The organism is Streptomyces shinuiensis (assembly GCF_043660855.1).
Taxonomy (GTDB): domain Bacteria; phylum Actinomycetota; class Actinomycetes; order Streptomycetales; family Streptomycetaceae; genus Streptomyces.
Window position 1 is genome coordinate 397,720 of the sequence record NZ_JBIHML010000001.1, and the last position, 14,222, is coordinate 411,941.

The window sequence follows — 14,222 nt, forward strand, 5'->3', positions numbered from 1 at the left end:
GATTATTGTGCCGTGGGTGGACGGGCAGGCAGTATGGCCTGCCGAGGGCTTCAAGGGGCCCGACCAGAAAGGCTGCGACTGGATAAAATTTATTTCCGAACTCACAGAACCGAAGCCCTTTTCTTAGTAATTTTTCACCCGCTTATTGATCCGAAACGCTTTGGGTTCGGGATCGTTGTCGGTGTGTGAGTGATCTGGTGGGGGACGCGCGGACCTGGTCGCCGGACGCGCAGGGGCTGTGCGGTTGCCGGCGGTGTCCGCACTGGTGGAGGGCCGGGACCGGGCAGAGGTCGCGGCCCTGTTCAGGGCGTCGGTCCGGGCCGTGGACATCTGGTGACTGGGACGCACCGCCGTCCCAACCGCGCGGACGCCAGGCTGGCGAGCACCAGATGCTGCCCGAGGCCAAGCAGTCCGCCGTCCGCCAGGCCGTCCTCGATCACACCCCCCCCAACCTGGTTCTTTCGGGTCAGATATGGACACGAGGGCTGATCGGCGATCTGATCTTCACGCTGTACCGGATCCGCTTCACCGAGCCCGGAGTAGGCACGTACCTCAAGCTGCAGGGGCTGACCTTCCGGCGACCGGACAAGCGGGCCGTTGAGCAGAACGCGGAAGCGGTCCGCCACTGGCGTGAGGAGACCTGGCCGGCATCCGGGCCAGAGCGAAGGCGGAGAGAGGCGAAGTCCTCTTCGCCGACCAGGTCGGCATCCGCTCGGACCAGGTCACCGGCCACATCTGGGGCGAGCAGGGGCGGACCTCGGTCGTCCGCCGCACCGGGAACCGGTCTCAGTGAACGCGATGTCTGCGATCAGCACGAAAGGGCGAGCACACTTCATGGTCTCCGCCGAGACCTTCGACGCGCAGGTCACGTGCCGCTTCCTGGACCGGCTCGTCGGACACTTCGACCACAAGGTCCACCTGATCGTCGACCGGCACTCGGCCCACCTCTCGAAGACCGTCCGGACCTGGCTCGCCGACCGCAGGGACCAGATCGAGCTGCGCTTCCTGCCCTCGTACTCGCCCGAGCTGAACCCGGACGAGCTGGCGGGCACCGCCCTCAAGCACAGCCTGCCCAGGCAGCCCCGGGCCCGCGATTAGGCTGGACTCGCCGCCAAGGCCCGCCTCTTCTTCCTCCGACGCCAACGTCAGCCACACATCGTCCGCAGCTACTTCGGCGGCCCCACCGCCCGTCACCTCCTGGACGAGAACCCCATAAGTTTCTGAGGGACTGTAAAACGTTTGGCTCTGGCCCGTAGTCGGTGGTGACACCGGGTAGCTGTCAGGACAGGAGGATGCGGTGCCGGAGGAGGTCGAATCCGGCGCGTCCGTGCATCTGTCTCATGATCCTCTTGGTGCGGGTGTTGGCGCCTTCGGTGCGGCCATTGTGGTAGGGCAAGGTGAGGCCGGCGTTCACGGCGGGCCGGTCGATCTCGAGCCCGTTGGCGAGACTGCACAGGTGAGGCAGGGCGACGGCGCGGGCGGCTGTGATCCACTCGGTGAGTTTCGTGTCGTTGCCCACGGCTGGTTTCAGCAGAGCGGCGAAGTCGCGTATGAGATCGGCGAGTGCGGTCATCTCCGGGCAGGCTGCGGCGATCTTCTCCAGCAGGGCCGTTTCCTTCGGGCGCAGATTCTCGGGGTCGGTGAGCAGGAGGCGGCCGGCGTGACGCACCGTGGTGACGGGGCGGTCGCCTTCGGCGCGGCCCTGGTTGAGGTAGCGGACCAGGAGGTTTGCGCTGCCGGTGTAGCCCAGCTCCCGGATCTCCTCGAGGAGGTGGGTGACCGGGACGGCTGGTTCTTCGGCACGGCGCCGGCGCAGGTGCTCGCGGTAGGGGTCGACGAGGGTGGGCCGGTAGGCAGGGGTGAGGCGCAGGGTCTGGGGTTTGGGCATGCGGGCGTAGCGTTTGACGGTGTTCAGGGCCAGGCCCAGGCGGCGAGAGCAGTCGAGCAGGCCGACACCTTGGCCGAGGAGATCATGGATCTTGTTCCAGCGTTCGCGGGTGGTCTGCTCGCGTACTCCGCCGGGGCGGGGCGGGTTGATGGTGGCCCAGCAGCCGGCGTGCGCGCGGACCTCGAGCTGGGCTTTGTCGCAGAGGTTGCGCCAGAGGTGCCATCTGTCGCTGACCTGCACCGCGTCGGGCAGGGCGCGGCGGACGGCCTCGGCGTAGGTGGCCGAGCCGTCCCGGCACACGACCTCGGCACCGGGATGCTCGCGCAGCCAGGACTCCAGGGTGGCCATCTCTCGGTTGGGCAGGACCGCGATGCGTCGGCCGGTCTCGGCATCCGTGACGATCGTGGCATAGCGGTGGCGGCGGCGCAGGGCGAAATCGTCCACGCCGATCACCCGCGGGATGGCCTGCTTGGGCAGCGGCAGGCGCCGCAGATGGCGCAGTGCGGTGCTGCGGGAGACGGGCACGGCCAGCAGGGCGGCCAGGCGTGCGGCCGCCCGGCCGCATAACTCCCGTGCCACCTGCGATATCTGCCCGGCGAGACGCACAGTGCGGCGCTGATGACGCTTCAGCAGTCCGGGAATCTGCTCGCGGAAGGTCTGCCGCCCGCATCCCCGGACAGGGCAGACCAGCCTTCGTACGCGCAGGTGGAGGACGACCGGGCGGCCGTCGACCGGCACGTCCCGCACCGTCCGGCGGTGGTACCCGTGCACCCTCGCCGCCGGCGTTCGGCACACCGGACACGGGACCGCCACATCCCGGGTGCGGGCCGTGACCACCACCATGTCGCCGGCGTCCGCAATGTCCTCGACGACCAGTGCCGACAGCCCGGAAAACACCGTCCCGATAAGAAAATTGACATCCATCACGAGATCATCGCGGATGGCTACTCGGCGTCACCACCGACTACGGGCCAGAGCCAAAACGTTGGCTCTGTCTCACTTCCGGTGGTGACGGAACGCAAGAGTTGAGCGGCGCTGCTTGCAGAGAGTGCGGCCGACGCTCTGACCTCGACAGTTCGAACGGATGGCAGCGCACCGAGACCACTGGGCCTGTCGCGCCATACTCTCGCGGACAGGTGCCGGGCCGGTCAGCCGGTACCGAAGAACGACCGCCACGGTCCGCTGACCTTCGGATTCTGGTCTACGACCTGCCCAACATTACTGTCACTTTCCGTCACCACCGGAAGTGAGACAGAGCCAACGTTTTGACAGACCCCGCCGATCACGGACCGCAAGCGAGCGCAATTCCCTTGGTGTGCGGCTCCTGCGACAGCCTGCAGCTCGCACGGACATCAGGCCGTTCGCTGTAAGGCATCGGAACGCGCCTCCGCCCTGTGGAACCGCACCACCCGACGCCTGCCGCCGAAAGCGCAGTGCCGGCGGATACCGCCTGGTCGCCACTACCTGTAAACGCCGGGTCGTCAGGATGACGGCCATGCCGAAAGTAGAAGCGGCTGGCCTCGGTGACCTCCGCACACATCTCCCCGCCACGGCGCCTGACGTTCAGAAGCCCACGGTTGCGTAGAGCATAGGCAGACCGCCAGTCACCCGGATCCCAGGCCGCGGGATCTTCACCGGCCGCGAGCCGTTCGAGAAGCGCGCGTTGCAGTTCGTTCAGGGCGGACCACCGATGCACAGACACCAGCCCACACCGCGCCCGAAGCCCTGCATGGAGCCGAAAAAATGGCTGCGGGTAGTGGAGGTTCTCTGGGACTTTTCTGGGACTTCCGGCTGCATCAACGGATACGAGCGTGAAACTTCCGAAAGGCCATTCGCGCAGGTCAGCGACCTGCGACCGCATGTCGCCGCAGGTCACCGCATCCGCTGGTCTCTTCCGCGGCAACTGATCACCTCAAGGCTGGCCGGCGGAACGCCCGCCCGCGGCAGTCACTCAGCGTGCCTGCGGCAGCGGCGGTTCTCGTCTCACTCATGCCTGTGACGACGGCACTCCCTGGGGAGAATCTGGGGAGTATCGGCGGCGCTGGGGAGCGCCTGGGGAGAATCGACCGTGCAGCGCGACACGGCCCGGAAAGACGCCGAAAGACTCATCCGCGCAGGTCAGCCATGGGCTTGGCCACATCACCGCAGGTCAGCGCCGCCGGGTGAGCAACTTCACGACATAGGTGCCCAGGTCGTCGGCCTCGACGATGCCGGGCAGCGATCCGCCCTCGCGCAGGGGCGTCACATAGCGCGTGGCGGTGACTTCGGGAAGCATTTTCCCAGGCTATCGGAAGCGCTGACCTTACAATCCACGGTCGGCCCCAGAAGCCCCCGGACCGGCGGTCCCGCCGGAACCACTCCTGAGCCCCCGGGAAGAATCCGGGGAGTTTCGGTCGGCGCCCGGCTTCCTCCGCATCTCCAGCGGTCCGGCCGGTCGGCCGGGGGCAGGTTCCTCCGGTTTCGCCGTGTACGCGCGCAGCGCAGCCGCCGCATGGACGGGCACGCCGCTTCGGGGAGACGGAGCCCGCCTTCCACCTGATGGGGCTGTGCCGGTTCCGTGAGGTCAGGGGGTACCCGGTTTCCGTGCCGGGCGCTTGCGCCCGCCGTCCTGCTCACTCGCGGCCCACCTGGAGCGCACGCGCGCCAGGTGGTGGCGCATGTGTTCCTCGGCTGCCGCGGCGTCGCCGGCCAGCATGAGGTCCAGCAGTTCGGCGTGCTCCTGCGCGGAGGCCACCAGCGTTCCTGCTTCCGCGAGCCCGGCGGGTCCGTGGAGCCGGGAGCGCTTGCGCAGATCGCCCACCGTCTCGGCGAGACGTGAGTTGCCGGCCAGGGCGAGCAGGCCGAGATGGAAGCGGCGGTCCGCCTCCAGGTAGCCGATGAGATCACCGGCACGCGCGGCCGCCACGGTCTCCTCGGCCGTGGGGCGCAGGGCCTCCAACTGCTCCCGCGTGGCCGATCCGGTCACACGGCCGACGGTCGGGACCTCGATCAGGGCGCGGATCTCGGTGAACTCGTCCAGGTCGCGCTCGGACAACTCGGTTACGCGGAAGCCCTTGTTGCGCACCGGCTCGACCAGCCCCTCGCGCACCAGGTCCAGCATGGCCTCACGGACGGGGGTGGCGGATACACCGTACTCGGCGGCGAGGGTGGGGGCCGAGTAGGTCGCCCCGGGCTCCAGTCCGCCTGCGATCAGTGCGTTACGGAGGGCGTTGGCCACCTGGTCGCGCAGGCGCTCCGGCACCGAAACGAGCTTCCGGGGTTTCGGCTCGCTCATGGATCCCCCTCCGTGGATTTGCGATCTCACTATAAAATGTCACGTTGCGCCGCACTCACGCCGTGCCCGGTGCGACCTGCGGCCCCCACCGGGCAGCGGGCTCAGAAAGTGTTGGGTAACTGGCTGGTCACTCGTTCTTGAGGTCTTCGGCGAGGCGTCGGGCGGCCTCGGTCTCGATCGGGCCGTGCGGTTCGACGTCCTCGCCGGCCAGCCGGGCGGCCATGAGCCGGATCATGGCCACCTTGATCATCGCTTCGGCGTGCGCGGTCTTGCGCTCGTAGTCCCGGGCCAACCTTCTGCACCGTCCCAGCCAGGAAAATGTCCGCTCCACCACCCACCTGCGGGGCAGCACCTGGAAGCCTTTCACGTCCGCGTTGCGCGGCACGACCACCACTTCCAGGTTCTCCCGCTCGGCGGCCCAGCCCACCAGCCGGGCGTCGACGGCGTTGACATAGCCACCGTCCACCCACACCAGCCCCAGCAGCGGAAAGCGCCGGTGGATGCCGCCGAGCACCAGCTTGGCCCCGGCCCGGTCCCGGACGGAGGCCGAGTGCACCACCGCCCGCAGCACCAGACCACAGGTGTCCACCAGCAGATGACGCTTGCGCCCGCGCACCCGCTTGCCCGCGTCGAACCCGACCGACTCACCACCCTCGCTGGTCCGGACGGACTGCGAGTCCAGCACGGCCGCCGAGGGCTGCGGATCCCGCCCGTCGGCGACCCGCAGCCTCTCCCGCAGCGCGTCGTGGACGCGGTCCCAGGTGCCGTCCGCCGTCCAGGCGCGGAACCACCGGTAGGCGGCGTCCCAGGGGGCCAGGTCGTGCGGCACCAGCCGCCACGCACAGCCGGTGCCCAGCACGTACAGGATCGTGTCCAGGACCTGCCGGCGCGGGAACTTCAACGGCCGCCCGCCCCGGCGCGGGTCCCGCCGGGGCAGCAACGGCTCGATCACCGCCCACTGCGCATCGGTCAGTGAGGTGTCATAGGCGGGCTTGCAGACACAGACACACATGACGGTGATCCTGGCGGGTGGCCCACCCGCGGCCAGCACCGCCCAGCGACCACACCCCGCCTTTGATCAGTTACCCAACACTTTCTCAGCCCGACGGCTGTTGAACACGCCCTCGCCCTCGTCGAGTTCGTCGCCGAGGACCGGCAGGGAGACCGGGACGGCGCCGGGGTGGCCCCCGGGCGGCCGTCCGCACCGGATACGACGGTGCGGACGGCCGTCTGCTATTCCTGCCCCATGTCCTCCACCACCGCGACCCCCGACGAAGTACCCCTTCCCGGACAATCCCTCTTCCCGGGGCAGTTGGCCCGTACCCGCCGCTTCTCGCTCGGTGTCCCCCGGCATCCGGCGGTGTCCCCGGACGGTGCGCGGGTGCTGTTCGTCCGCACCGGAGGCGGGGACGACCACGTCGGGCGGCTGTGGCTGTGGGAGGACGGCGAGGAACGGCTGCTGGCCTCCCCGCACGGCGCGGACGGCCGCACACGCCCGGTCCCGCCCGAGGAGCGGGCGCGGCGTGAACGGACCCGCGAGCGTTCAACGGGCGTGGTGGCGTACGCGGCCGACCGGGAGCTGCGGCGTGCGGTGTACGCGCTCGGCGGTGCGCTGTGGGCGGTGGACACCGGCGGTGGCGCGCCGTTCCCCGTGCCGGCGGCCGGCCCCGTGGTGGATCCGCGGCCTTCCCCGGACGGAGAGCTGGTCGCCTACGTCACCGGTGGCGCACTGCACGTCACCGGCTTCGGCGGCGGTTTCGGCGGCGACCGGTGCCTGGCCGCCCCCGAGGGACCTCGGGTGGCGTACGGGCTTACCGACCATGTGTCGGCCGAGTCGATGGGGCGGCTGCGCGGCCACTGGTGGGCGCCCGACGGCGAGGCCCTGCTGGCGGCGCGGGTGGACACCTCCGCGGTGCGGCGGCGGTGGGTCTGCGATCCGGCGCGTCCCGAACTCCCGCCGCGCCCCATGGCCTACCCGGCCGCGGGCACGCCCAACGCCGACGTCTCCCTGCATCTGCTCTGCCTCGACGGCGGCCGTACCGAGGTCGTCTGGGACCGCGCGGCCTTCGAGTACGTGGTGACCGCCGACTGGGACGCCCACGGTCCACTGGTCACCGTGCAGAGCCGCGACCAGCGCGTGCTGCGGGTCCTGGCGGTCGATCCCGCCACGGGCGACACCCGCGTCCTGCACGAGCAGCGCGACCGGCACTGGGTGGAGCTGGTGCCGGGCGCGCCGTGCCGCACCGCCTCGGGGCTGCTGGTGAGGACCGAGGAGTCGGCCGGAACCCGGCGACTGCGTGTCGGCGACGCCCTCACCCCGGCGGGTCTCCAGGTCACCGAAGTGCTGGGCGCGGACGGCGACGAGGTGCTGTTCACCGGGTGCGGGGACCCGGCCGAGGAGCATGTGTGGGCCGTGGGACCGGGGCCGGACTGCCGCCGTGTCAGCGACGGGCCCGGGGTGCACTCGGCCGCCGCGGCGGGCGGCACCGTGGTGCTCGACAGCCTGACCCCGGACGGGCACACGGTCACCGTCCTGCGCGGCGGGACGGCGGCGGGGCGGATCGTCTCCCTGGCCGAGGAGCCCGTCGTGACGCCCTGCCCCCTCTTCCCCGTACACGGCACCCGGCGGCTGCGCAGCGCGCTGTTCCTGCCCTCGGGGTACGACCCGGGGGCTCCGGACGCCCGTCCTCTGCCCGTCCTGCTCAGTCCCTACGCCGGGCCGGGGATGCGACTGGTGGTGCGGGCCCGGACATGGCGGGCTTGTGTGGCCCAGTGGTTCGCCGAGCAGGGCTTCGCCGTGCTGGTCACCGACGGGCGCGGCACTCCGGGGCGGGGGCCGGCGTGGGAGAAGGAGATCCGCGGCGACCAGCTCACCCCCGCGCTGGAGGACCAGATCGACGCCCTGCACGCGGCGGTGGCCGAGCATCCGTACCTGGACGCGGGCCGGGTGGCGATCCGCGGCTGGTCCTTCGGGGGCACGCTCGCCGCCGCGGCCGTGCTGCGCCACCCGGAGGTCTTCCACGCCGCGGTCGCCGGAGCGGCCCCCGCCGACCAGCGGATGTACGACACGCACTGGAAGGAGCGCTATCTGGGCCATCCGGATCGGGAGCCGGAGAACTACGAGCGCTCCTCGCTGCTGCGCGACGCCCCCCGGCTGCGCCGTCCGCTGCTGCTGGTGCACGGCACCTCCGACGACAACGTGGCCTTCGCGCACACGTTGCGGCTGTCGGCGGCGCTGCTGGCCGCCGGGCGCGAGCACACGGTGCTGCCGCTGTCCGGCGCGGGGCACACCGGCGGCGACGGGACGGTCGCCGAGCGGCTGCTCGGTTTCGAGCTCGGCTTCCTGCGCAACGCGCTCGGGACCGGGACCGGGTGACGGTCGGGCGGGCGGCCTCCGCGTCAGCCGCCGATACCGTCCGCGGCCGTGCGCAGCGCCTCCACCGCCGCCCGGATGGACGGCCTGCGGTCGGCGTCCTCCCGCCAGACCGCGTAGACGTGCCGCTTCATCGGGTGCCGCACGGGGGCGACGGCCACTCCCCCGGGCAGCGGTCCGCGGCCGAGGCGGGGTGCGACGGCGACCCCGAGCCCGGCACCGACCAGGGCGAGCTGGGTGTGGTGCTCACCGGCCGTGTGGCACAGTCTGGGTTCGATGCCCTGGCCGCGCAGGGTGAACAGCAGCCAGTCGTGGCAGAACTCGCCCCCGGGCCAGGAGATCCACTCGTCGTCCGCGAAGTCCGCCAGCTCCACCCACCGGGCCCCGGCGCGGGGGTGTCCGGCGGGCATCGCCACATCGGCCGGGTCGTCCAGGAGCGGTTCCTTGGCCAGTCCGCCGGGCAGGGACAGAGGTCGGTTGTACCAGTCCAGGACGACCGCGAGGTCGATGTCCCCGCGCACCAGTGCCCGCACCGACTCCTCGGGCTCCATCTCCCGCATCCGGGGGCGCAGTTGGGGATGGTCGGCGCGCAGCGCGGCCAGGGCGGCGGGGAACAGCCCCCGGGCGGCGGTGGGGAAGGCGCCGAGCAGCAGTTCGCCGACGGCCCGGCCGAGGTGCGCCTCCAGTTCGGCTTCGGCGAGTTCGAGCTGGGACAGCACGCGCCGGGCGTGCTCGGCGAGCAGGCGGCCGGCGTCGGTGAGCCGGATGCCGCGGCCGTTCCTGGCGAGCAGCTGCTGACCGGTCTCGCGCTCCAGTTTGGCCATCTGCTGGGAGACGGCCGAGGTGGTGACGTGCAGCCCCTCGGCCGCGCCGCTCACCGAGCCGTGACGGGCGACGGCATGGAGGATGCGGAGCCGGTCCAGATTCAACATGTAAGCGATGCTAAGCGATCCACTCCAGGACTTCTCGCTTGTCCTTAATCGTTGAAGGCGCGATCGTTGGCGTATGTCCGCCTCCGCTCCCGCCGGCGCCGTGCCGGTCCCCGGCTCCCCCGGCCCCACCGCCCCGGTCGCCGGGACTGCCCCGGGTCTCCCGTCCGCCCGCCGTCCGCCCGCGGTCGACTGGCGCATCCGCTTCGCCGCCCTGAGCCTGATCTGGGGCTTCAGCTTCCTGCTGATCAAGGTCGGCACCCACGGCTTCGCCCCGCTCCAGGTCACCCTCGGACGCCTGGTGTTCGGCACTGCCGTCCTGGGCGCGGTGCTGCTGGTACGGCGTGAGCGGCTGCCGCGGGGCCCGCGCACCTGGGGGCATCTGGCGGTCGCGGCGTTCCTGCTGAACGCGCTGCCCTTCACTCTCTTCTCCTACGCCGAGCTGACCATCTCCTCCACCCTGGCGGGCATCTGCAACGCCACCACTCCGCTGTGGGGCATGCTGCTCTCCCTGGCCGCCCTCTCCGACGACCGGCCCACCCGGCGCCGGGTCGCCGGGCTCGGCATCGGCTTCGCGGGCGTCCTGACCGTGCTCGGCGCCTGGCAGGGCTTCAGCGGTCAGGATCCCGCCGGCACGGCCATGGCGCTGGTCGCCGCGCTCAGCTACGCGGTCGGCTGGGTGTACGTGCGGCGCACGCTGTCGGGCACGGACGGCTCCAACGTGGCGATGGCCGGCTCCCAGCTCCTGCTCGGCACTCTCCAACTGGCCGTGGTCACCCCGCTGTTCACCTCCTTCCCGGCCTCGTTCCCCACCGGGCCGCTGCTGGCGGTCGCGGCACTGGGCGCACTGGGCACCGGGGTCGCCTTCCTGCTGCAGTACGGGCTGGTGGCGGAGGTGGGGCCGACCACGGCCACCTTGGTGACGTACTTCATCCCCGTGATCGCCACGGCGGCCGGAGTGGCACTGCTGGACGAGCACCTGGCCTGGAGCACCCCCGCCGGCGCGCTGATCGTGCTCGTCGGCGCGGCCCTCACGCAGAGCCGGACGCGGAGCGCACGGCCGTGACAGGCGGTACGGTTCAGCCGTACCGCCGCGCCTCGCCGGGCCGGACCGCCGCCGCCACCGCGTCGGCGACCGGCCCGGCCTCGTCCTCGGACAGGGCCGAGACGGTCAGCCGGACGCCGGGCGGTGAGGCGATCCGGAAGCGGGCCCCGGGGGCGACGGCCCAGCCGGCCCGCAGCAGCCGGGCGACCGGGCCGGTCTCGTCGGGCACCGGCACCCACACGTTCATCCCGCTGCGGCCGTGCGCCTCGATCCCGCGCGCGGAGAGCGCGTCGAGCAGCGCGGTGCGGCGGCGGCCGTAGGAGCCGGCCACCTCGGCGGGGTCGATGGCCCGGCTCTCCCACAGGGAGGTGACGGTGTGCTGGAGCAGATGGCTGACCCAGCCGGGCCCCAGCCGCTGCCGTCCGCGCACCCGGTCGACGGTGACCGCGTCACCGGTCAGCACGGCCAGCCTCAGGTCGGGGCCGTACGCCTTGGCAGTGGAGCGCACCAGCACCCAGTGGTCGGTCGGGCCGTCCCCGCCCGCCAGCGGATGCAGGGGCAGGTCGACGATGCCGTGCCCGTGGTCGTCCTCGATCAGCAGTACGCGGGGGTGTGCGGCCAGGACGCGGCGCAGTTCGCGGGCGCGCGGCGCGGAGACGGCGGCGCCGGTGGGGTTGTGGGCCCGGTCGGTGACGATCAGAGCCCGCGCGCCCTGCCGCAGCGCCCGTTCGACCGACCGGGGCAGCGGGCCGTCGTCGTCCAGGGCGACCGGGAGCGTCCGCAGGCCCAGCGCCGGAACGAGGTCGAGCAGGCTTCCCCACCCCGGGTCCTCCACGGCGACCGCGTCGCCGGGCTTCAGATGGGCCGCCAGCACCCGTTCGACGGCGTCCAGCGATCCGGAGGTCGCGGCGACGGGGCCGGGCGGCACCGCGTCGGCGTCGAAGGCCGCACGCGCCAGCCGGAGCAGGTCGTCGGTGAGCCCTGGGGCGCCGTAGAGCGTCGGGTGCCGCTCGTGGCGCCGTGCGGCGGCGGCGAGCGCGGCGTTCAGCGCGGGCAGCAGCGCCGGGTCCGGGTCGCCCGTGGAGATGTCGCGCACGCCCTCGGGCGCCTCGACGCCGATCGCCTCGCGGGCGGTGGTGGCCGGGCGCGGGCGCACCCGGCTGCCGCGCCGTCCGGCCGTCTCGATCACCCCGCGCTCGCGCAGGGTGCGGTAGGCGGCGGCGACCGTGTTGGGGTTCACACCCAGCTCCGCCGCCAGCCCCCGCATGGGAGGCAGCAGTCCGCCCGGCTCCAACTCCCCCGAGCCGACCCCTCGTTCCACACTGGCGGCGATCTCGGCCGCACGCCGCCCCTCGATCCGATATTCTCCTAGCACAAAGCACACTATGAACTAGTGCAATAAAGGGAGCAAGTCGGCGTCCCGCCGCCACGGACGAGAGAGAGTCGAACACCATGTCCACCACCGCCCCCAGGGACGCGTACACCCCGACCGAGCGCACCGTTCCCACCCGCAGCCGCGAGCGCGCGGCGTACGACCGCGAACTGGTGCACGCGATCCTCGACGACGGCTGCCTGTGCCACCTCGGTTTCGTCCGCGACGGCGCACCGGTCGTCCTGCCGACGCTCTACGCCCGGGTCGGCGAGCGCCTGTACGTCCACGGCTCCACCGGCTCCCGGCCGCTGCGGGCTGCGGGCTCCTCCGACGCGGGGCTGCCCGTCTGCCTGACGGTGACGCATCTGGACGGCCTGGTGCTGGCCCGCTCCGCCTTCCACCACTCGGTCAACTACCGCTCGGTGGTGGTGCACGGAACCGCGCACCGGGTGGACGACCCCGCCGAGCGGTCCACCGCCCTCGACGCCATCGTCGAGCAGGCCGTCCCCGGCCGCTCGGCCGACTCGCGTCCGGCCGACGCGCGGGAGTTGGCCGCCACCGCCGTCATCGCCCTGGACCTGGAGGAGGTCTCGGCGAAGGTCCGCACCGGCGGCCCGATCGACGAGCCGGAGGACCTCTCCCTCCCCCACTGGAGCGGTGTGGTGCCGGTGCGCAGGACCTACGGCACTCCCGCGCCGGCCGGGGACATGGCCGCGGGCGCCGCCGTGCCCGGCTATCTCACCGCGCTCACCGCGCTCTGACGGGTCGGCTGACGGGCCGAAGCGGGCGGAGTGCGCGCAGGCGGGCGCGGGCGGAGGGACCGCCCGCGCCCGCCTCTCACCCTCCGGCTCTCACGCCCCGGCTCCGCCCCCGATGCCTCCGGTCCCCCCGGCACCCGCGCCCGAGGCGGCCGTGCGGCGCGCCCCGGAGGCCAGCCGCGCCTCGGCGATCGCCAGCCCCGTCACGGCTGTGAGCAGCAGCGCGGTGCCCGCGACGGTCGCCGAGGTCAGCCGCTCGCCCAGCAGCACGACGGCGATCACGGCCGCGCTCACCGGCTCGATGAGCATGATCACCGAGGCGGTCGCCGACCGTACTACCGCCGCCCCCGCGAAGTACAGCGCGTACGCCAGCGCCGTCGGCACCGCGGCGGTGTACACCAGCAGGAGCAGCACCCGCAGCGGGTCCTCGGCCGTGTGCGGCAGCAGCCCCTCGGCCAGCCCCAGCGGCAGCAGGCACACCGCGCCGACGCCGAACGCCCAGGTAGTGGTGGAGTACGGGTCGCCGCCCGCGCCGTCGCGACCCATCCACCGGGTCAGCAGGGTGATGGCGGCGTAGCCGGAGGCGGACAGCAGCGCGAGGCCGACGCCCGGCGGCCGCACCGTGGTCTCGTCGCCGCCCAGGTACAGCACCGTCAGACCGGCCAGCGCGCCGGCCACGGCCGCCAGGCCGCCGCGCCCCAGCCGCTCGCCCATCGTCAGCCGGGCGCCGAGCGCGATCAGCACGGGCCCGGCGCCGAGGGTGACGACCGTGCCGACGGCGAGGCCGGTGGCCTGGACCGCCGCGAAGTAGGCCGTCTGGAAGAGCGTCAGGCCCAGTCCGGTGGCGACGACCCGCCCCACCCGGCGGCGCCGCGGCTCGGGCGCGGCCGGGGCCGCACGGCCCCGGCGGGCCAGGCGGCCCGGGCGGGCGGCGCGGGCGGTGCGGCGCAGGGGGAGGAACGCCAGCAGCAGGGCGATACCGCCGACGTAGCGCCAGAAGGACAGGGCGATCGGCCCCAGATCGCTGGCGCGGTACAGCAGGGCGGCCCCGGCTCCGGCGGTGCCCCAGGCGACTCCGGCGACGATCAGATAAATCAGCCCGCGACCGACGGACAGTCCGTCGGCCGGAGCGGGACCGCTTGCGGAATAACCCCTTCCGCCGGTGGGCGCGGCAGCGGACAGGGCGGGAGTGGGTTTCGACACGTGTGAGTTCTCCGCGTATGTCGGGAAGCTGTCTTGTGGTCCCGTACGCGGGCAGCGATGACCTGCGCGGCGGCGCTGACGCCCCGGCGCGGTTCTCCTCGGCGGCCCGCCCTAGGCGGCGGGCGGGGGAAGCACGGTCGAATGCATGCCCGCACCCTACGGCGCGGGCACGTCCTGCGACAACCGCTCCCCGCGCGCCCTCCCTCACCCCCGGGAGTGGCGCGCAGCGGGTCGAGCCCGGCATTGACCAGCGGCTTCGCCGCCGGGCCGGATGCGCCGGAGGCGACCGCGGAGACGAGGGCGAGAGTGGGGCCGGCGCCCAGCGTCTCCTTCCTCGGGCGGAGGAGCGGACGGCCCCGTTTCGTCCGGCCGTCTCCCGG

General features: G+C 72.6%; 10 protein-coding genes and 2 pseudogenes. 5 read left to right on the forward strand and 7 right to left on the reverse strand.

Annotated features, from left to right (window positions below; genetic code table 11):
- Positions 1–389: 389 nt before the first annotated feature.
- Positions 390–581, forward strand: a pseudogene (locus tag ACGRHY_RS01725) (helix-turn-helix domain-containing protein); the annotation flags it as partial.
- A gap of 217 nt (positions 582–798) precedes the next feature.
- The gene (locus tag ACGRHY_RS01730) at positions 799–1,098 is read left to right on the forward strand and encodes a transposase (RefSeq protein WP_394633609.1); all 300 of its coding nucleotides are present in this window, start codon (positions 799–801) and stop codon (positions 1,096–1,098) included.
- Between the two features lie 181 nt (positions 1,099–1,279).
- Here the strand turns inward: ACGRHY_RS01730 and ACGRHY_RS01735 are convergent, their stop codons facing one another.
- The 4 genes and pseudogenes from ACGRHY_RS01735 to ACGRHY_RS01750 form a co-directional block, all read right to left on the reverse strand.
- On the reverse strand, positions 1,280–2,812 hold the full coding sequence (locus ACGRHY_RS01735; RefSeq protein WP_491630950.1) for an ISL3 family transposase: 1,533 nt from the start codon (positions 2,810–2,812) through the stop codon (positions 1,280–1,282).
- Positions 2,813–4,058: 1,246 nt separating this feature from the next.
- A pseudogene (locus tag ACGRHY_RS01740) lies at positions 4,059–4,163 on the reverse strand (HipA family kinase); the annotation flags it as partial.
- A 288-nt stretch (positions 4,164–4,451) separates the two neighbouring features.
- Complete coding sequence (locus ACGRHY_RS01745; RefSeq protein ID WP_394633611.1) at positions 4,452–5,162, reverse strand: GntR family transcriptional regulator; 711 nt, start codon at positions 5,160–5,162, stop codon at positions 4,452–4,454.
- Between the two features lie 127 nt (positions 5,163–5,289).
- Positions 5,290–6,174, reverse strand: coding sequence for an IS5 family transposase (locus tag ACGRHY_RS01750; RefSeq protein ID WP_394633612.1), 885 nt, complete (start codon positions 6,172–6,174; stop codon positions 5,290–5,292).
- Between the two features lie 234 nt (positions 6,175–6,408).
- Between ACGRHY_RS01750 and ACGRHY_RS01755 the strand changes: the two genes are divergently transcribed.
- The gene (locus ACGRHY_RS01755) at positions 6,409–8,538 is read left to right on the forward strand and encodes a prolyl oligopeptidase family serine peptidase (RefSeq protein WP_394633613.1); all 2,130 of its coding nucleotides are present in this window, start codon (positions 6,409–6,411) and stop codon (positions 8,536–8,538) included.
- Between the two features lie 23 nt (positions 8,539–8,561).
- Here the strand turns inward: ACGRHY_RS01755 and ACGRHY_RS01760 are convergent, their stop codons facing one another.
- Complete coding sequence (locus ACGRHY_RS01760; protein WP_394633614.1) at positions 8,562–9,467, reverse strand: LysR family transcriptional regulator; 906 nt, start codon at positions 9,465–9,467, stop codon at positions 8,562–8,564.
- Between the two features lie 73 nt (positions 9,468–9,540).
- Between ACGRHY_RS01760 and ACGRHY_RS01765 the strand changes: the two genes are divergently transcribed.
- Positions 9,541–10,530, forward strand: coding sequence for a DMT family transporter (locus ACGRHY_RS01765; protein ID WP_394633615.1), 990 nt, complete (start codon positions 9,541–9,543; stop codon positions 10,528–10,530).
- A gap of 13 nt (positions 10,531–10,543) precedes the next feature.
- Here ACGRHY_RS01765 and ACGRHY_RS01770 read toward each other — a convergent pair whose 3' ends face one another.
- Entirely contained in the window at positions 10,544–11,884 is a 1,341-nt protein-coding gene (locus ACGRHY_RS01770) for an aminotransferase class I/II-fold pyridoxal phosphate-dependent enzyme (RefSeq protein WP_394633616.1), read from the reverse strand.
- Between the two features lie 77 nt (positions 11,885–11,961).
- Between ACGRHY_RS01770 and ACGRHY_RS01775 the strand changes: the two genes are divergently transcribed.
- A complete protein-coding gene (locus ACGRHY_RS01775; protein ID WP_394633617.1) occupies positions 11,962–12,642 on the forward strand; it encodes a pyridoxamine 5'-phosphate oxidase family protein in 681 nt (226 codons plus the stop codon).
- Between the two features lie 90 nt (positions 12,643–12,732).
- On the opposite strand, the gene ACGRHY_RS01780 is transcribed toward ACGRHY_RS01775, so the two are convergent.
- Positions 12,733–13,755 carry a DMT family transporter gene (locus ACGRHY_RS01780; protein ID WP_394637884.1) on the reverse strand — a complete coding sequence of 341 codons (1,023 nt, stop codon included), beginning with the start codon at positions 13,753–13,755 and terminating at the stop codon, positions 12,733–12,735.
- Positions 13,756–14,222 lie beyond the last annotated feature (467 nt).